This window comes from Pseudonocardia lutea, assembly GCF_042658055.1.
In the GTDB taxonomy this organism is placed as follows: domain Bacteria; phylum Actinomycetota; class Actinomycetes; order Mycobacteriales; family Pseudonocardiaceae; genus Pseudonocardia; species Pseudonocardia lutea.
Genome location: NZ_JBHSQK010000079.1, coordinates 1 through 17,032, shown reverse-complemented (window position 1 = coordinate 17,032; position 17,032 = coordinate 1). Strand labels below are relative to the sequence as shown.

16 protein-coding genes and 1 pseudogene are annotated in these 17,032 nt (G+C 75.8%); 8 read left to right on the top strand and 9 right to left on the bottom strand.

The features are described 5' to 3' along the window. From ACFQH9_RS25680 to ACFQH9_RS25665, 4 genes are all read right to left on the bottom strand, one after another. Positions 1-819 (bottom strand): AAA family ATPase (locus ACFQH9_RS25680; protein WP_379569822.1); only part of this gene is annotated, 819 nt, incomplete at its 3' end. A 196-nt stretch (positions 820-1,015) separates the two neighbouring features. After that, entirely contained in the window at positions 1,016-1,852 is an 837-nt protein-coding gene (locus tag ACFQH9_RS25675) for a class I SAM-dependent methyltransferase (protein WP_379569820.1), read from the bottom strand. A gap of 2 nt (positions 1,853-1,854) precedes the next feature. Beyond that, positions 1,855-3,267, bottom strand: coding sequence for an FAD-binding oxidoreductase (locus tag ACFQH9_RS25670; protein WP_379569818.1), 1,413 nt, complete (start codon positions 3,265-3,267; stop codon positions 1,855-1,857). 186 nt (positions 3,268-3,453) lie between these two features. Next, a complete protein-coding gene (locus ACFQH9_RS25665; protein WP_379569816.1) occupies positions 3,454-4,836 on the bottom strand; it encodes an RNA polymerase sigma factor in 1,383 nt (460 codons plus the stop codon). Between the two features lie 323 nt (positions 4,837-5,159). Here ACFQH9_RS25665 and ACFQH9_RS25660 point away from each other — a divergent pair, with 323 nt between their 5' ends. Continuing rightward, positions 5,160-6,041, top strand: coding sequence for an inositol monophosphatase family protein (locus ACFQH9_RS25660; protein WP_379569814.1), 882 nt, complete (start codon positions 5,160-5,162; stop codon positions 6,039-6,041). A 29-nt stretch (positions 6,042-6,070) separates the two neighbouring features. Here the strand turns inward: ACFQH9_RS25660 and cei are convergent, their stop codons facing one another. Then, a complete protein-coding gene (cei, locus tag ACFQH9_RS25655) occupies positions 6,071-6,712 on the bottom strand; it encodes an envelope integrity protein Cei (protein ID WP_379569812.1) in 642 nt (213 codons plus the stop codon). A gap of 342 nt (positions 6,713-7,054) precedes the next feature. On the opposite strand from cei, the gene ACFQH9_RS25650 reads away from it, so the two are divergent. Then, a complete protein-coding gene (locus ACFQH9_RS25650; RefSeq protein ID WP_232872866.1) occupies positions 7,055-7,357 on the top strand; it encodes a DUF4193 domain-containing protein in 303 nt (100 codons plus the stop codon). 123 nt (positions 7,358-7,480) lie between these two features. Here the strand turns inward: ACFQH9_RS25650 and ACFQH9_RS25645 are convergent, their stop codons facing one another. After that, positions 7,481-7,969 (bottom strand): DUF3093 domain-containing protein, encoded by a 489-nt coding sequence (locus ACFQH9_RS25645; protein ID WP_379569810.1) that lies wholly within the window; start codon positions 7,967-7,969, stop codon positions 7,481-7,483. 26 nt (positions 7,970-7,995) lie between these two features. Here ACFQH9_RS25645 and dut point away from each other — a divergent pair, with 26 nt between their 5' ends. Further along, the gene (gene dut / locus ACFQH9_RS25640; protein ID WP_379569808.1) at positions 7,996-8,508 is read left to right on the top strand and encodes a dUTP diphosphatase; all 513 of its coding nucleotides are present in this window, start codon (positions 7,996-7,998) and stop codon (positions 8,506-8,508) included. A 155-nt stretch (positions 8,509-8,663) separates the two neighbouring features. Next, positions 8,664-9,080: pseudogene (locus tag ACFQH9_RS25635) on the top strand (DUF3710 domain-containing protein); the annotation flags it as partial. Here ACFQH9_RS25635 and ACFQH9_RS25630 read toward each other — a convergent pair. Beyond that, the gene (locus ACFQH9_RS25630; protein WP_379569806.1) at positions 8,990-9,184 is read right to left on the bottom strand and encodes a hypothetical protein; all 195 of its coding nucleotides are present in this window, start codon (positions 9,182-9,184) and stop codon (positions 8,990-8,992) included. The pseudogene ACFQH9_RS25635 and the gene ACFQH9_RS25630 sit on opposite strands and share 91 nt — an antisense overlap. A gap of 713 nt (positions 9,185-9,897) precedes the next feature. Here ACFQH9_RS25630 and ACFQH9_RS25625 point away from each other — a divergent pair. The 3 genes from ACFQH9_RS25625 to ACFQH9_RS25615 all read left to right on the top strand — a co-directional run bounded on the left by ACFQH9_RS25625 (position 9,898) and on the right by ACFQH9_RS25615 (position 13,389). Then, the gene (locus tag ACFQH9_RS25625; RefSeq protein WP_379569804.1) at positions 9,898-11,721 is read left to right on the top strand and encodes a hypothetical protein; all 1,824 of its coding nucleotides are present in this window, start codon (positions 9,898-9,900) and stop codon (positions 11,719-11,721) included. Positions 11,722-12,214: 493 nt separating this feature from the next. Beyond that, positions 12,215-12,595: an OB-fold nucleic acid binding domain-containing protein gene (locus tag ACFQH9_RS25620; RefSeq protein WP_379569802.1), complete on the top strand. Its 381-nt coding sequence runs from the start codon at positions 12,215-12,217 to the stop codon at positions 12,593-12,595. Positions 12,596-12,630: 35 nt separating this feature from the next. After that, positions 12,631-13,389 carry a DUF3159 domain-containing protein gene (locus tag ACFQH9_RS25615; RefSeq protein WP_379569800.1) on the top strand — a complete coding sequence of 253 codons (759 nt, stop codon included), beginning with the start codon at positions 12,631-12,633 and terminating at the stop codon, positions 13,387-13,389. A 32-nt stretch (positions 13,390-13,421) separates the two neighbouring features. On the opposite strand, the gene ACFQH9_RS25610 is transcribed toward ACFQH9_RS25615, so the two are convergent. Together ACFQH9_RS25610 and ACFQH9_RS25605 are read right to left on the bottom strand one after the other, a co-directional pair. Then, entirely contained in the window at positions 13,422-14,081 is a 660-nt protein-coding gene (locus tag ACFQH9_RS25610) for a potassium channel family protein (RefSeq protein WP_379569798.1), read from the bottom strand. 22 nt (positions 14,082-14,103) lie between these two features. Continuing rightward, positions 14,104-14,766 carry a potassium channel family protein gene (locus ACFQH9_RS25605; RefSeq protein WP_379569797.1) on the bottom strand — a complete coding sequence of 221 codons (663 nt, stop codon included), beginning with the start codon at positions 14,764-14,766 and terminating at the stop codon, positions 14,104-14,106. A 129-nt stretch (positions 14,767-14,895) separates the two neighbouring features. Here ACFQH9_RS25605 and ACFQH9_RS25600 point away from each other — a divergent pair, with 129 nt between their 5' ends. Further along, positions 14,896-17,001 (top strand): APC family permease, encoded by a 2,106-nt coding sequence (locus ACFQH9_RS25600; RefSeq protein WP_379569795.1) that lies wholly within the window; start codon positions 14,896-14,898, stop codon positions 16,999-17,001. Positions 17,002-17,032 lie beyond the last annotated feature (31 nt).

Sequence of the window (17,032 nt, the reverse complement as noted above, 5' to 3'; positions counted from 1 at the left end):
GGCGGCCGCCTCGACCGCCCGCCGCGCGGCGGGGCCGAGTGCGTCGAGCCGGGCCTCCACGAGCGCGGCGAAGGTCGGCGGGACGGCGCGTCCCGGCGCGGCCAGCAGCTCCTCGACCACGAACGGCAGGCCGTCGGAACGGGCGTGCAGGGCGGCGACCTCGTCGTCGGACGGGGGAGTGCCGTCCCGGCAGACCGCGGCGAGCGCGTCGACGCCCGCACGGTCGAGCGGGCGCAGGTCCAGGATCCGCAGACCGGGGGTGGTGGCCAGCCGGAGGGCCGCGGGGCCGGGACGGCTGGACACCGCGACGAGCAGTCCGGGGCGGGCCGGGCCGAGGGAGGCGACCGTGGCGAGGGTGTCGCGGTCCGCCCAGTGCAGGTCCTCGAGCCGCAGCACGCAGCCGCCGGGCGCGACCGCACGCAGCAGCCGGCGGAGCCCCTCGGCGAGCACCACGGCCTGGTCGGGCGCGCCGGGCCCGGACTCCGGGCCGGTGCCCGAGCGCAGCCGTTCCAGGGCCGAACGGTAGGGCCGCAGCGCGTCCGCCTCGGCCGCGGGATCGTCCAGCCGCGGCAGGACGGCCTCGGCGATCGGGCGGAAGACGCCCCCGCCGGGCACCGCGTGCCCGGTCAGGACGGTCAGCCCGGCGGCGGTGGCGGCGGCCGCGACCTCCTCGAGCAGTCGCGTCTTGCCGATCCCGGCCTCGCCGACGACGGCGAGCGCCCCGCCGCCGCCCGCCGCGGTCGCCGCGACGAGCCGGCGCACCTCGGCCAGCTCGGCCGCCCGTCCCACCAGGACGGGACTGCGGGCGACGGTCTGCACCGGGCCAGTGAAGCGCGGTCGCGCCGGGGCGGGAAGCGGGTTCGGGGGCCGGAAGCGGGTTCGGGACGGGACCCCGCCGGCGTCAGGGGCGCGCGGCCACGAACGGCAGGACGCGGTGCCCTCGCCGGTACGTGAGCGCAGCTTCCGTGCCGCCGCTCTGCCTCCGCTCGGAGCCCGCTGGGAGCTCAGGGCCCGCTCAGGGCGCGCGGCCGGTCAGCAGCCACGCCGCCGACCCCAGGGTGACACCCCCGGGACCCGAGGCGCGGCCGAGGACCGCCCGCAGGGCCGCGACCGCCCGCTCCCGCGCGGCGGGCTCCAGCCCGGCCAACGCCCCCGCCATCATCCGAGCGACCAGCCCGAACGCCTCCTCGACGTCGCGGCCCAGCACGACCGGCGCGTCGCACGGCCGCACGTCGACCTCGGCGAGCCCCGCGCCCTCGAGCAGGGCCCGGGCCCGGTCCGGGTCGGCGAGGGCGAACGCGCCCGGCCCGGGCGGGGGTGGTGGCGGCGGCTGCCCGGTCAGCGCGGTCGTCAGGTCGTGCATCCACGCGTTCTCGGCGAGCGAGCGCCACACGACGAACACCACCCGCCCGCCCGGGCGCAGCGCCCGGGCGAGGTTCGCGAAGGCGGCCGGCGGGTCGCCGAAGAACATCACCCCGGCCCGGCTCACCACCCGGTCGTAGCGGCGGCCGAAGTCGTGCACCTGGGCGTCGGCCTCGAGGAAGGCGACGCCGGGGAACCCGGCGCTGCGGTCGCGCGCGACCTGGAGCATCGGGGCCGAGATGTCCACCCCGGTCGCCGTGCCGCCCGGCGCCACCGCGCCCGCGGCCTTCCGGGTGACCGACCCGGTCCCGCAACCGACGTCGAGCACGTGCAGGCCCGGGGCGAGGTCGGCGGCCTCGAGCAGCGGCGCGTCGTAGCCCGCGGCGGACGCCTCGAACTGCTCGGCGCGGGCGGCCCAGAGCAGCCCGAGGTCCCCGCCCCACTGTGCGTGCTGCTCGGCGTTCGACGCGTCGACCCCGGGCCCCGTCACCGCTACCGGCCCCGCAGCGGGAGCGCGGGCGGGGAGATCCAGCGGGCGGCCGGGTCCAGCATCCCGTCCGGGTCGACGGCGGCGCGCAGCGCGTCGAGCCGGGCGACGGTCTCCGGTCCGAAGCCGGCCCGCAGCCGCTCGTTCGCCTCCGGGTCGACGCCGCCGGCGATGTTGACCGACGTGCCGCCGGTCGACCACGGCAGCATCCGCTCCACGATCGCGGCCAGGGCCCCGGGCACGTGCTCCGCGATCGGTGGCGCCAGCATCCCGACGGCGTCCAGGAAGTACGGCGCGGTCCGCCCCGCCACCGCGTTGGGCGTGGCCGGTGTCCGGGCGAAGGCGCCGCCCATCAGCCGGATCTCGGTCAGGACGAACGGCAGGCCGGCGGCGGGCGAGGTGATCTCGGCGAAGGCGTCGAGCGCCGCGTCCGGCAGCCCGGCGAGCAGGACCCCGCGGTCGACGAACGGCATCGGGTCGACCGGGTCGGCGTGGACGGCGCCGAAGGCGGGGACCGGCAGGGGGCCGATCGCGTCGAGCAGGGGGGCGGGCAGCGCGGCGCGCATCGGCGCGACCAGCCGCTCGCCCTCCGCGGCGTCGCCGACGAAGGCGAAGCGGAGGTGCAGCGCGGCCCTGCCGCGCAACGGCTCCGGGAGCTCCGGGAGGTCCGGGAGGTTCAACCGGGCGACCGAGGTGTTCGCCGTCTCCGGCAGCGTCTCCGCCCAGTCCCGCCAGCTGCGGAGGAGGCCGGGGACGTCGGCCGTCGTGGCGTCGACGAACACCCCGCCCGCGTACAGCGCCGGTACCTCCGGCAGGTCGATGGTCATCGCGGTGACGATCCCGAAGGCCGCACCGCCACCACGCAGCGCCCAGAACAGGTCCGGGTCGTGCTCGGCGTCCACGGTCCGGAGCTCGCCGTCCGGCGTCACGACCTCGATCGACCGCACGTGGTCCGCGGACCAGCCGAAGGTCCGGCCGAGCGGGCTCAGACCGCCGCCGAGCGTGTAGCCGACGACGCCGACGCCCGGCGAGGAGCCGCACAGGCCGGCGAGCCCGTGCGGCGCGGCGGCGTCGAGGACCTGCTGCCAGCGTACGCCGGCGCCGACCGTCGCCGTGCGGGCCTGCGGGTCGAGGTCCAGGCCGTCGAGGTCGGCGGTGAGGATCAGCACCGTCCCCGGCCCCGCGGCGAGGGCCCCGTGCCCGGTCGCCTGCACCGCCAGCCGCCGGCCCGTCTCCCGGGCGTACCCCACGGTCGCCACGACGTCCCGGGCGTCCGCGGCGCGCACCACGTAGTCCGGCCGGTGGGCGGTCGCGAGGTTGTACCCGGCGAGGGCGTCGGCGTACCCGGGGGCACCGGGCGCGAACACCGCGCCCGTGACCAGGGACTCGAGCTCCGGGGTGTCCGTGCTGAGGCTCATGCGCTGCTCCTGTGTGTCCGGTCGTTCCGTGACCGTGCACGTGTGGATCAGGAGCGGCGTTAACGTTCTTCGTCAACTCCGGGGACGGGCTGGTGCACGCGCGGGTGCGTCCGTCCCTCCGCGCGGCCGCCCCCGAGAACGACCGCGGCCCCGGGCCGGGAGCCCGGGGCCGCGCGTCGGAGCACCTCAGTCCAGGTAGTCCCGCAGGACCTGCGACCGCGACGGGTGGCGCAGCTTGGACATGGTCTTCGACTCGATCTGGCGGATCCGCTCACGAGTCACGCCGTAGACCTGGCCGATCTCGTCGAGCGTGCGCGGCTGGCCGTCCGTGAGGCCGAACCGCAGCCGGACGACGCCGGCCTCGCGCTCGGACAGCGTGGCCAGCACCGACTGCAGCTGGTCCTGCAGCAGCGTGAAGCTGACCGCGTCGACCGCGACGACCGCCTCGGAGTCCTCGATGAAGTCGCCGAGCTGCGAGTCGCCCTCGTCGCCGATGGTCTGGTCCAGCGAGATGGGCTCCCGGGCGTACTGCTGGATCTCCAGCACCTTCTCCGGGGTGATGTCCATCTCCTTGGCCAGCTCCTCCGGGGTGGGCTCGCGGCCCAGGTCCTGGAGCAGCTCGCGCTGGATGCGGCCGAGCTTGTTGATGACCTCGACCATGTGCACCGGGATGCGGATGGTGCGGGCCTGGTCGGCCATCGCGCGGGTGATGGCCTGCCGGATCCACCACGTCGCGTAGGTCGAGAACTTGTAGCCCTTGGTGTAGTCGAACTTCTCGACCGCACGGATCAGGCCCAGGTTGCCCTCCTGGATCAGGTCCAGGAACGCCATCCCGCGGCCGGTGTAGCGCTTGGCCAGCGAGACGACGAGGCGCAGGTTCGCCTCGAGCAGGTGGTTCTTGGCGCGCTCCCCGTCCCGCACGATCCAGCGCAGGTCGCGGCGCAGCTGCGGGGAGAGCTTCTCGGAGGCCTCGATGGCCCGGCGAAGCCGCTCGGCGGCGTAGAGGCCGGCCTCGATCCGCTTCGCGAGCTCGACCTCCTCCTCCGCGTTGAGCAGCGCGACCTTGCCGATCTGCTTGAGGTAGGCGCGGACCGAGTCGGCCGAGGCGGTGAGCTCGGCGTCCTTGCGCGCCTGGCGCAGCGCCTCGGACTCCTCCTCGTCCCAGACGAACTCCGTGGACTTCTGCTGGGAGGAGCGGGTGGTCGGGGCGCGGCGGTTGGCGCCGGTGTTGGCCGGCTCCTCGTCCTCGTCGTCCTCGTCGTCGGTGTCCTCGGCCGCGTCGGCCGTCTCCACCTCCACGTCCTCGATCTCGACGTCCTCGAGCTCGACGTCCTCGCCGAGGTCGGCCTCGTCCAGGTCGACGGCCTCGTCGTCGCCCTCGGGCGAGGTCGCCTTCTTCTTGGCCGACGTCTTCGGGCCGGTCTTCGCGCCCCCCCGTGGGCGCGCCGGCCGGGACTTCGTCGCGGTTCCCGCCCCGCGGCCACGACGGGCGGGAGCGGCTGCCGGCTCGGCCCCGGTGCCGTCAGGGGAAGTCGAGTCGGTTCGGGTTGCGGAGTCTGCGGCTGCCACCTAGGCCCTCTCGCTGCGTGCGCTTGCGGTCCGCCGGAGCTGCCGAGAACGCGGCTGGCGCTCCGGTCCGGCTGGCTTCGAGTGACTTCGCCTCGCCGGTCGCCGTCGTTTCTCGTGGGGTCGGCGCGCGTCCCGGGGGTGAAGTTCCCGGCCATTGTAACTACCTGTTCCCCGGGTGCTCGCCGGTCGCGCCCTCCTCAGGGCACCCGCATCGGTTCAGAGACACCTCCGGCGGGCCGGACGGGCTCCCGTGTGCGCCGGGCGGCGGCCGCCGTTCCGCGCCGAACCCCTCCTCCACCAGGGACTGTGGTCGGATGGGTGGCATGGCCCCGAACGACGCCCCCACCGTCGCCGGTGTACCCGGCACCGACACGACCACTCTTCCGGACGCCGCGGAGCTCGCCGAGCTCCGGCGTGTCGCCGAGCAGGTGGCGGGGGAGGCCGCGGCGCACCTGCGCACCCTTCCCGCGCCGCGGGAGACCGGTGCGGTCGGCACGAAGAGCACCCCGACGGACGTCGTCACGGAGTCCGACCAGGCCCTGGAGCGGCTGGTCCGGGACCGGCTCGCGCGGCTGCGGCCCGGCGAGCCGGTGTTCGGCGAGGAGGCCGCGGGCGACGCGGGGGCGGCGCGCTGGGTCGTCGACCCGATCGACGGCACGGTGAACTACCTCTACGGGCTGCCCTGGTACGCCGTGTCGGTCGCGGCGGTGCGGGACGGGGTGTCGCTGGCGGGCGCGGTCGTCGAACCGGTGTCCGGGCGCGTGTGGAGCGCGGCGGCGGGTGCGGGCGCCACCTGCGACGGCGTGCCGCTGCGGGTCACCGCCGAGACCGACCTGGCCCAGTCGCTCGTCGCCTGCGGGTTCTCCTACGACGCCCGGCGCCGCGCGCGGCAGGCCGCGATGGTGGCGGCGCTGCTCCCGCGGGTGCGGGACCTGCGCCGGACGGGATCGGCCGCTCTCGACCTGTGCGGGATCGCCGCGGGCCAGCTGGACGCCTATGTGGAGCACGGCATCAACTGGTGGGACTGGGCCGCCGCGGCGCTGATCGCGCGGGAGGCCGGCGCCGTGGTCCGGGTGCGGCCCGCGCCCGGGCGCTCCCGCACGGACGGCGGCGAGCTGGGGGAGGACGTCACGATCGCGGCCGCGCCGGGTGTCGCGGCGGCCTTCACCGAGCTCCTGCGCGAGGCCGGCGCCGCGGACGTCTGACCGGGGAGCCGGCGGAGGGTCGCGGTCGGTCAGCAGCGGGCGGCGTCGCGCGCCTCGGCCAGCACCTGCGGGTCGAGCTGCGGCGCGGCCACCTGCTGACCCTCGCCGGTCTCCCCGGAACCGGGGGCGCCGAGCTGCTCCAGGGCGTCGCGCACCGAACGGCCGGGGTTCACGTCCGTGAAGCCCGTCCCGACGGCGACGTCCACCGAGTCGTCGCCGCGCTCGTCGCGCACGAGCTCGAGGCAGGGCAGGACGAGCTGCAGCGTGGCCGCCGCGCCCTCGCCGGCCTGCCCGAACCGGAGCTGGCCGTGGCATTCCAGGTCGCCGTTCGGGTACAGCGGGTCGTTGTCCGGCTGACGGGCCTCGCCGAAGCCGAGGTCGCCGAGCTGGGCGGCCACGAGGTTGGCCTGGCCGCGCTGCCCGCCCGCGTTGAGCACCGCGGTGCGGACGTCGGCCGGCGGCGCGGGGGCGGCCGCGGCCAGCGCGTCGGAGTCGAGCACGTCCCCGGCGGAGCCCGAGGCCGGCGTGTTGCACGCGGCGAGGCCGGACTCCGACGCGGCGTTGAAGAACACGATCGTCCAGGTGACCAGGGCGGCCACGGCGAGCGCCGCGACGGTGATCGCCACCGGGCGGGTCCGCCGCCGCTGGTAGGGACGCAGACCGGCGTTCACGCCGCACCCGCCCGACGACGCACCGCACGCACGCACACCCCGCGGATTAGCACGGCGGAACCCTAACGCCCCCGCGGTCCGGCGGCGGGCGGACGACCCGGTGGGTCGGGTGGAGGGGGCTTGACGGCTCGGCTACCCTCTGCGCGCCGACGGGGGAGCCACGACGTTCGCGGGGCCCGGTCGCGGGCCGCGTCAGCGCGTCCGGGGCCCGGTCCCGTCGAGGCCTGCGTTCTTCCGCAAACGGGTGAGACCGGCGTCACTCCGACGCCGGGCACAAACGCCCGCGGCCGGGACGTTGTGCAGCGGCACGACAGACGACGAAGAGTACTGAGGGTGGGAACGATGGCGACCGACTACGACGCACCGCGGCGCAACGAGGCCGACGACATGGCGGAGGACTCGCTCGACGAGCTCAAGGCCCGTCGGAACGAGGCGCAGTCGTCCGTGGTCGACGTCGACGAGTCGGACACGGCGGAGAGCTTCGAGCTCCCGGGGGCGGACCTCTCGGGCGAGGAGCTCACGGTCAAGGTCCTGCCGAAGCAGGCGGACGAGTTCACCTGTGGCAGCTGCTTCCTGGTGCACCACCGCAGCCGGCTGGCCGAGACCCGCGGCAACCTGTTCATCTGCCGCGACTGCGCGGCCTGACGGGCCGCCGCCGGCCCGACCGGCGTCGACGAACGCGACGACGGTGAGCCAGCACGGACACCGACGAGGGCGTCCCGGGGTTCCGGGGCGCCCCTTTCGGCGTTCTCGGGCGGTCCCGGGCCGTCAGGCGCGGGTGGCGCCGAGGGCGGCGACCAGCTGCTCCGGGTGGCGGGTGCTGACGACCCAGTACGGCACCGGGCTCGCCGGGTCGCGGGTCTCGATCCGCACGACCGGCCCGATCCAGCTGCGGTGCAGCACGTGCGCGGTCGGGTCCAGCTCCGGGCCCAGGGCCTGCTGCTTGTCCTTCTTGGCGACGATCTGCGTGCGGCCCACGTGCTCGAGCGCGATCCGCTCGTCGCCGGCCACCAGCTCGGTGTCCGTGACCCGCACCCGGACACTGCCGAGCCGCCACACCACCAGCAGCGCCAGCGGCACCAGCACGGCGTAGCCGATCCACGAGCGCACCCCGGGGTAACCCATGTGGATCTCGGCGCCCAGCAGCACGGCGACGCCGCCGGCGAACAGGAACCACCAGAGCGGCGTACTCAACCGCTCGTCGAACCCAGGACGGCCGGACGTCGCAGGACCGGCGCTGGACGGGTGCTCGCTCACGACGACCCACTGTAACGTCGCCCGTCGTGCCCGGCCCGATCGATGCTCCCCCGCACGAGCCGACGGTCACGCCGCTCGTCGACGTGCTGCTGACCCGCCTCGACCCCGAGATGCCCCTGCCCGCGTACGCCCGCCCCGGCGACGCGGGGGCCGACCTCGCGACCACGTCGGACGTCGTCCTCGCCCCCGGCGAGCGCGCCGTCGTCGGCACCGGGATCGCGATCGCCCTGCCCGCGGGCCACGCCGGTTTCGTGCACCCGCGCTCCGGGCTGGCCGCCCGCACCGGCCTGTCGATCGTCAACGCGCCGGGCACGATCGACGCCGGATACCGCGGCGAGATCAAGGTGTGTCTGATCAATCACGACCCCCGCACGGAGATCGTGCTGCGCAGGGGTGACCGGATCGCCCAGTTGGTCGTTCAGAAGGTGGAGTACGCGCGCTTCGTCGAGGTGCCCGAGCTCCCGGCCTCCGACCGGGGGCCGGGCGGGTACGGGTCGACGGGCGGGCACGACCGGCTGGCGGGAGGGGACGGACCGTGAGTGTCCGCTACGGCGAGGACCTCGAGGACCTGGAGGCCGCGGACCCGGGGGAACCCGGGTACGGCGAGTACGACGGTGAGTTCGACGAGGAGTACGACGAGGACTACGACGGGCCGGACTTCGGCCCGTTCGACGTCGCCAAGCTCGACCCCGAGATGACCGACGCGCTCACGCGGATGGACTTCGGCGCCGTGCAGGTGCCGATCCCGCCGCAGGGCACCGTCGTCGAGCCGGAGGACGGTTCGCGCCTGTCCGCGGTCCACATCTCGATGCCGGGCGGCGGGCGGCTGTCGCTGTCCGCACTGGCGGCGCCCCGCTCCGGCGGGCTGTGGAAGGACCTCTGCGAGGAGATCGCGGAGTCGCTGCGCGAGGGCGGCGCGACCGTGCGCTCGTACACCGGCGAGTGGGGCCGGGAGCTGCGGGCCACCACGCAGGTGGCGTCGTCGGTGTTCGTGGGCATCGACGGCGAGCGCTGGATGGTCTACGGCGTCGCCGCGGGCCCGGAGGAGCTGGCCGAGCGCCTCGACGCCGAGATGCGGCGGATGCTGCGCGGCACGATCGTGGTGCGCGGCAAGTCGCCGTACCCGCCGCGGACCGTGCTGCCGCTGACGCTGCCGTCGGCCGTCGACGAGGCGGCCGAGGCGTCGGCCGACGCGCCGCCCAAGGCCACGCTCACCCTGCGGACCCGGTCGGTCGCCCCGGCCGAGGAGGCGGGGGAGTCCATCCCGGAGCCGCCGGCGGAGGGTTCCGCGGCGGCCTCGGCTCCGGCCGCGGCCGGACAGGGCGGTGGCCCGGGCGAGGCCGCGGGCGGTGGGGCGCCGGGTGCGGCTCCCCTGGCGCCGGCGGCGTCCGCGGGCGGTCAGGCCGGACCCGGCGGCCCGGGTGCGCCCGGTGCCGGTGCCCCCGGTGCCGGTGCCCCCGGCGGTACCGGTGCGCCCGGCGCGCCGCAGCCCGGCTTCGGCGGCCCGCGGCCCGGTGGGCNCCCCCGGTGCCGGTGCCCCCGGCGGTACCGGTGCGCCCGGCGCGCCGCAGCCCGGCTTCGGCGGCCCGCGGCCCGGTGGGCCCGGTGTGGGTGTGCCGGCTGCCGGTGGGCCGGGATTCGGCGGCTCGTTCGGCGGTCCGGGTGCCGGTGGTCCCGGTGCTGCGGGCGCCGGGTTCGGTCCCGGGGCCCAGGGTCCGGCGGGACCGCCGTTCGGCCCCGGTGGCCCGGGTGGGCGGCTGCCCGCCCCCGGGGCCCCGGCGGGTCCCGGCCCGGTCGGCCGACCCGGTGGTCCGGTTCCCGGTGGTCCGGCGGGTGCGCCCGGCGGTGTCGCCGCCGGCTACGGCGGTTCGCCGCCCGCCGGTCCGGGTGGCCTGCCCGGCGGGTCCGTGGCCGACGGTCCGTCGCGTGTGCCCGGCGACGCGTTCCGGCCCGCCGGCGCGCCGAGCGGCCCGTACGGCACGCCCCCGGGCGGCGAGCCCGGCGGTCCTGCCGGCCCGAACGCCTACGGCCCCGGTACCGGTGGCTACGACGCGCCGTCCGGGTCGTCGTTCCCGCCGGCCGGCGGGTTCGGCGCCGGCCCTGCCCAGGGCCCGTCCGAGACGGGTACGTCCGGCTTCGGCGCGGGTCCGCGCCACGGCGGACCGGCGATGCCGTCGGGCCCGCAGGCCGGGCCCGGTGGCGTCGCGCAGCGGCCGTCGGGTGGCTCCGGTGCGCCGTGGTCCACGGACGCCGCACCGGGCGTGCCGGGCTCGGCTCCGGCGGGGGGTGGCGAGACCCGCGCGCTGCCCGTCGTCGGGCGGGCCGGTGGCCCCGAGGCGTGGGCGGACCGCCCCGCCGACCCCGCTCCGCAGGCGGGCCCGCACAGCGGGGGCTGGGCGACGGCGGAGTACCGCCCCGACCGGTCCGCCGACGAGCGCCGGTCCGATCCGCGCCCCCGGGACGGGTGGACCGGCGGTTCCCGGCACGCCGAGCCGGTGGGCGACCGCCCGAGCGGTGCCCGGGCGACGGACGGCCGGTACGCCGACCCTGCGTCGGACCGGTACGCCGGCCCGGCGCCCTCCGGCGGGCCCTCCGACCAGGCCCTCGACCAGCGCGTCGGCGGCTGGCCGGCCGGACGGGCCGGTGCGCAGCACGTCGCCCCTGCGCCGGGTTCGCCGCAGGCCGAACCGGCGCGCCCGGACCGGGCCGCGGAGCAGCCGAGCGGTGCGCACCACGGCGGGCCGGCTCCGGCCGACCCCGGTGCCGGCCAGGCCGCCGGGCCCCGGTCCTGGGGTGGCGAGGGCCCGTCCGCGGGTCGGTACAGCGGTTGGGTGAACGAGCAGCCGGGCAGCCGTCGGGCCGCTCCGCCGAACCCCGGGACGGGCTGGTCGCCGACGGCACACCAGCCGCCGGGCCCGGGCTACGAGACCGTCGACCGGGACTCGGGCCGGCTGCCGCAGTACGGCTACACGGCGTCCGGCTGGTCCTCGAACGGCGGCGGCCGCGAGGTGACCGGCTTCGCGGGTGTCCGGTCGGGGCCCGGCTCGCCGGCCGACGTCCCGACCAGCCTGTTCGACGCGCTCATGGCCGAGTCCGCCGACCGCGCGGCCGAGGCCTCCGGCCCCGGCCCGCGGAACGGGCACGCCCCGCAGTACGGGCACGGCCCGGTCGACGCGGCCGGCGCCCCGGACGGCCGCCGCGCCGCCGGCGGTCCCGCGAACGGGTTCGGCGGTCCCGAGGGCCCCGGGCGCGACAACGGCCACGCCCCCGGCGGCCGGGGGACGACCGGACCCGGCACCCCGTCCACCCAGGGCGGGCCCGGCGGGTTCGGCGGCACCGAGGGGTTCGGCCCCGCGAACGATCCCGCGAACGGTTGGGGCCCCCTGAACGGGCACGGCGCGACGAACGGGTACGGCGCGACGAACGGGTACGGCGGGAGGACCGGCTTCGGCGCCGCCCCCGGCCAGGACGCCACCAACGGGTACGGCGCTGCGCCCGGGTACGGTCCTGCGCCCGGGTACGACGGGGCGAACGGCCACGGCGCCCCGAACGGCCACGGCGCCGCAGACCGGTTCGGTGCGCCGGACCCCGGTCAGGGCGAGGGTCAGGGCGAGCCGCGGCCCGGCGAGAACCGTCGCCACGGCGGCGGCCCGGGCGCGCGCCCGGCGCTCTCGTTCCTCGACGCCGACCCGCTGAACTGCCCCGGCCCCGACCCCGACCCCGACCGCGGCCGCCACCGCCGCCCCGAGTAGGCCGCCGGTCGCCCCACCCCGGGAGCGGCCGGCCGACCGACGGCCGAGGAGCGCGGCACACCCCCGTCCAGGGGCAGGTGCCGCGCTCCTTTCGTCGTGCCGCCTCCGCGCGGCGCGGTCCCGAGGAGCGCCTCCCCCTGCAGCCGCGAAACCGGACGGATCCGGCCACCCGGACTCGGAAGGCCCCCGACCTCCACGCCCGCCGGCACGCCGAACGGCTGCGAGCAACGTCACGTCCGCCCACCGCGTCGACGAGTGGGAGCGCGCCCGCGCGGATTCGCCCAGAACGCCTCATATCGGACGCGTGGCACCGTCGGATCGGAACGTGTCGTCGTCACGAACCGGCCGCTCACCGACCGGGCCGCCCAGGAGCGCGGTGGGCGGCATGCGCCCGCTCGTTCCGGGCACACAACGCGTTTCTGCCGCGTTACCCTTGCACGGGCAACGGCCGGATCAAGGGAGACGGCCCGCGCCCGAGCAGCCGAGGAGAGACATGGGCAGCACGGACGGTGGGGCGTTCCGCCGCATGCTTCGCAAGCTCACCAGCGACGTGGACGTCCTGGACGCGGACGACCTGTCCGAGGATTCCGAGCGTTCCGGTGCGCAGCGCGCGAGCGAGTGTGCGTGCGGCCAGGAGGTGACCATGCTGGGTCGCCTCCGCAGTGTGGAGTTCTGCCCCGAGGACGACAGCAGCCAGCAGCTCCAGGCGGAGCTGTACGACGGGACCGAGGGAGTGACGCTGGTCTGGATGGGACGACGCCGGATCCCGGGCATCGAGCCCGGCCGGACGATGCGCGTCCGCGGCCGGATCTCGGTCCGGGACGGGCACAAGGTCCTGTACAACCCGTACTACGAGATCTGCCAGGCGCAGTGACGCCGGGTCCCGGAGGGGACCAGCCGACCACCCGCATGCCGCGGGTCGCCGGCGAGCCGGCCGACCACGACTCGGAGACCGGCCCGATCCCGCGCGTCGACCGGACGGACGCCGGGGTCGCCGGCCGCGGCGACGGCACCGACGGCACCGACGGCACCGAGGACGCCGACCGCGCCGGCGACGCCGAGGAGCCCGGCCGCCGACCCACGCTCCTGGAGCAGATGGGCGGCGTCTCCGGCATCGTGGCGTCGACGGTCCCGGTGGCGGTGTTCGTCGTCGCCAACGTCCTGTTCGAGCTCAAGCCCGCGCTGATCGCGGCCGTGGTGGCCGGGGTGCTGGTCGCGCTGTTCCGCGTCGCCCGCAGGCAGCCGGTGCAGCCGGCGGTGTCCGGGCTGTTCGGGGTGGCCGTGTGCGCCTTCATCGCCTACCGCACCGGCGAGGCCCGCGGCTTCTACCTGCCCGGGCTGCTCTACAGCGCTGCGCTGGGCCTCGCGTTCCTCGTGTCGATCGTCGTGCGCTGGCCGCTCGCCGGCGTGATCTGGAACGCCGTGAACGGCCACGGCCAGGGCTGGCGCCGGAACCCGCGCATGCTCAGGGCCTACACCTGGGCGAGCGCGCTGTGGGCGCTGGTGTTCGCCTCCCGCCTCGTGGTGCAGGGCTGGCTGTACAACGCCGACGAGGAGACCTGGCTCGGCATCGCCCGGCTGGCGATGGGCTACCCGCTGCTCGGCCTCGCCATCGTCGGCACGGTCGTCGCCGTCCGCCGCGCCGAGCGCGCCCCCACCGCTGGCTGACCCCGGTGGGGCCGGCCGGGCGGAGGCTCCGGTCAGGCGCCGACGATCGCGGCCCGGATCTCCTCCTCGACGGCGACCGTCGCGACGAACAGCAGCTCGTCACCCGGCTCGAGCGCGTCGTCGGGCTGCGGGACGATCACCCGGCCGCCGCGCAGGATCGTGACCAGCGCGGAGTCCGGCGGCAGCGCCAGTGCCCGCACCGGACGGCCGGCGAGCGGGGTGTTCGTGGGCAGCGTGACCTCGACGAGGTTCGCCTGCCCCTGCCGCAGGGTGAGCAGCCGGACCAGGTCGCCGACCGCCACGGCCTCCTCGACCAGCGCGGCGAGCAGCCGCGGGGTGGAGACCGAGACGTCGACGCCCCAGTTCTCGCCGAACAGCCACTCGTTGCGCGGGTCGTTGACCCGGGCGACCACCCGGCGCACCGCGAACTCGGTCTTGGCCAGCAGCGAGACGACCAGGTTGACCTTGTCGTCCCCGGTGGCGGCGATCACGACGTCGCAGCTCTCGATGCCGGCGTCCTCGAGCGTCTGGAGCTCGCAGGCGTCGGCGTGCACCCACTCCGCCTCCTCGACGGCGGCGGGGTCGATGTGGCTGAGGTCGCGCTCGATGAGCATGACCTGGTGCTTGTTCTCCACGAGCTCACGCGCGATGGAGCGGCCGACGGCACCGGCCCCGGCGATGGCGACCCTCATGACCTCACGCCCTCTCGGTTGCTCAGGAGTCGGCGGGCGGTGCGGCCGCCGCGGCCGTGACGTCGGAGACCGTGCCGGAGACCGCCGCCACGTAGACGGTGTCGTCGGCCTGTACGGCCGTCTCCCGGGTGGGCAGCACGCCGCTGCCGAACCGGACGAGGAAGGCGACCCGCGAGCCGGTCGCCTCCTCCAGCTCGCGGATCGGGCGGCCCACCCAGTCCTCGTGCAGCGGCAGGGGCAGGATCGCGACGGTCCCGGCGGGCTCGCGCCAGGCCGTCGCGACGCCGTCGGGCAGGACCATCCGCATGAACCGGTCCGTGGTCCACGGCACGGTGGCCACGGTCGGGATGCCGAGCCGCTCGTAGACCGCGGCGCGCTTGGCGTCGTAGATCCGCGCGACGACCCGCTCCACGCCGAAGGTCTCGCGGGCGACCCGGGCGGACAGGATGTTGGAGTTGTCACCGGAGGAGACCGCGGCGAACGCGTCGGCCTTCTCGATCCCGGCCTCGATCAGCACCTCGCGGTGGAACCCGAACCCCACCACCTGGCGGCCGCGGAAGTCGCTCCCGAGCCGGCGGAAGGCCTGCACGTCCCGGTCGATGACGGCGACCTCGTGACCGAGGCGTTCGAGCCCGGCGGCGAGGGACGCGCCGACGCGGCCGCATCCCATGATCACGACGTACATCGGATGGGCCCTCCCGGGCTCGCTCGGCCACACGTGGCGACGGGCCGCGGCCCCCGGCGACCGGGAGGCGGGCTCGTCGTCGGCGCACGCTATCGCGTCGGTCCGCCGTCGAGAGCATAGGCTTCCGACGTGTCCAAGCTCGGCGTCGCCGTCAAGCGCATCCTGGTCGGCCGCCCCCAACGCAGCGACCGTCTGCACAGCACGCTGCTGCCCAAGCGGATCGCGCTGCCGGTCTTCGCCTCCGATGCCATGTCCTCGGTCGCCTACGCGCCCGAGGAGATCTTCCTGACCCTGTCCGTGGCCGGGGTCACCTCGTACGCGCTGTCCCCGTGGATCGGCCTCGCGGTCGTCGTCGTGCTGCTCACGGTGGTCACCAGCTACCGGCAGAACGTGCACGCCTACCCGTCCGGCGGCGGCGACTACGAGGTGGCCACGGTCAACCTCGGCCGCAAGGCCGGGCTCACCGTGGCGAGCGCCCTGCTCGTCGACTACACGCTCACCGTCGCGGTGTCGATCTCGGCGGCGGCGGCGAACGTCGGTGCGCTGATCCCGTTCGTGGCCGAGCACAAGGTGCTGTTCGCCGTGCTCGCCATCGTCGTGCTCACCGCGATCAACCTGCGCGGCATCCGGGAGGCCGGGGCGGCGTTCGCCGTGCCGGTCTACCTGTTCATGATCGGCATCGGGACGATGATCCTCTGGGGGCTGACCCGGGTGCTGATCCTGGGCCAGGACGTCGTGACCGCCAGCACGAACCTGCACCTCGTCGCGGAGGGCGACACCTTCACCGGCCTGGCGCTGGTGCTGCTGATCCTGCGCTCGTTCACCCAGGGTGCGGCCGCGCTGACCGGTGTCGAGGCGATCTCCAACGGCGTGCCGGCCTTCCGCAAGCCGAAGTCGAGGAACGCCGCCACCACCCTGCTGATGCTCGGCCTCATCTCGGTGACGATGTTCATGGGCCTCATCGCCCTGGGCCGGCTCACCGGGGTGAAGATCGCGGAGGACCCGGCGTCCCAGTTCCCCGACGCCCCCGCCGGCTACCAGCAGCAGACGATGGTCGCCCAGCTCGCCGACGCCGTGTTCTCCGGCTTCCGGCCCGGCTTCTTCTTCGTCGTGATCATGACGGCGCTGATCCTGGCGCTGGCCGCGAACACGGCGTTCAACGGCTTCCCGGTGCTCGGCTCGATCCTGTCGCAGGACCGCTTCCTGCCCCGGCAGCTGCACACCCGCGGCGACCGGCTCGCCTTCTCCAACGGCATCCTGATCCTCGCGGCCTTCGCGGTCGTGCTGGTGATCGGCTTCCAGGCGGAGGTCACCCGGCTGATCCCGCTGTACACCGTCGGCGTGTTCGTGTCGTTCACGCTGAGCCAGGCCGGCATGGTCCGGCACTGGAACCGCGAGCTCGCCTCCACCACGGAGCCGCGCGAACGGGCCCGGATGCGCCGCTCGCAGACGATCAACGGCTTCGGCGGGATCATGACCGGGCTGGTGCTGCTCACCGTCCTGATCACGAAGTTCACCCTGGGCGCGTGGATCACGATCGTGGCCATGGCCGGCTTCTTCGTGCTCATGGTCGCGATCCAGAAGCACTACGACCGGGTGTCGGCCGAGCTGGTGGCGGGCGAGTCGGACACGGTGATGCCCTCGCGCAACCACGCCGTGGTGCTGGTGTCGACCCTGCACAAGCCCACCCTGCGGGCCCTGTCGTACGCCCGCGCGACGCGGCCGGACGTGCTGGAGGCCGTGACCGTCAACGTCGACGACGCGGACACCAAGAAGCTGGTGGCGGACTGGGGGAAGCGGAAGATCCCGGTGAAGCTGAAGGTCGTCGAGTCGCCGTACCGCGAGATCACCCGGCCGGTGCTCGACTACGTCAAGCGCATCCGCTCGGACAACCCGCGCGACGTCGTCACGGTGTACATCCCCGAGTACGTCGTGGGGCACTGGTGGGAGCAGCTGCTGCACAACCAGTCCGCGCTGCGGCTGAAGAGCCGGCTGCTGTTCCAACCGGGCGTGATGGTCACGAGCGTGCCGTGGCAGCTGGCCTCCTCGGCCGCCGCGCAGCCGCTCTCGCCGCACTTCGCGCCGGGCGCCTCGCGCCGCGGCTACCCGTCCATGGAGCAGCTGCCCGGCGAGCAGACGCCGAGCGCCACCGCCACCCGCAGCACCGGCACCCGCAGCACCCCCGGCCGCACGGACACGACCTCGAGGAAGGACAGCGGTGACCCGGTCCGCTGATTCCCTATCGGCGTTGCGGTGTCAAGCCGGG

Bases quoted from the DNA above. Each gene is read 5' to 3' on its own strand.
- ACFQH9_RS25605 (WP_379569797.1), bottom strand. From the start codon at position 14,766: ATGTACGTCGTGATCATGGGATGCGGCCGCGTCGGCGCGTCCCTCGCC.
- ACFQH9_RS25610 (WP_379569798.1), bottom strand. From the start codon at position 14,081: ATGAGGGTCGCCATCGCCGGGGCCGGTGCCGTCGGCCGCTCCATCGCG.
- ACFQH9_RS25670 (WP_379569818.1), bottom strand. From the start codon at position 3,267: ATGAGCCTCAGCACGGACACCCCGGAGCTCGAGTCCCTGGTCACGGGC.
- ACFQH9_RS25660 (WP_379569814.1), top strand. From the start codon at position 5,160: ATGGCCCCGAACGACGCCCCCACCGTCGCCGGTGTACCCGGCACCGAC.
- ACFQH9_RS25620 (WP_379569802.1), top strand. From the start codon at position 12,215: ATGGGCAGCACGGACGGTGGGGCGTTCCGCCGCATGCTTCGCAAGCTC.
- ACFQH9_RS25615 (WP_379569800.1), top strand. From the start codon at position 12,631: ATGCCGCGGGTCGCCGGCGAGCCGGCCGACCACGACTCGGAGACCGGC.
- ACFQH9_RS25650 (WP_232872866.1), top strand. From the start codon at position 7,055: ATGGCGACCGACTACGACGCACCGCGGCGCAACGAGGCCGACGACATG.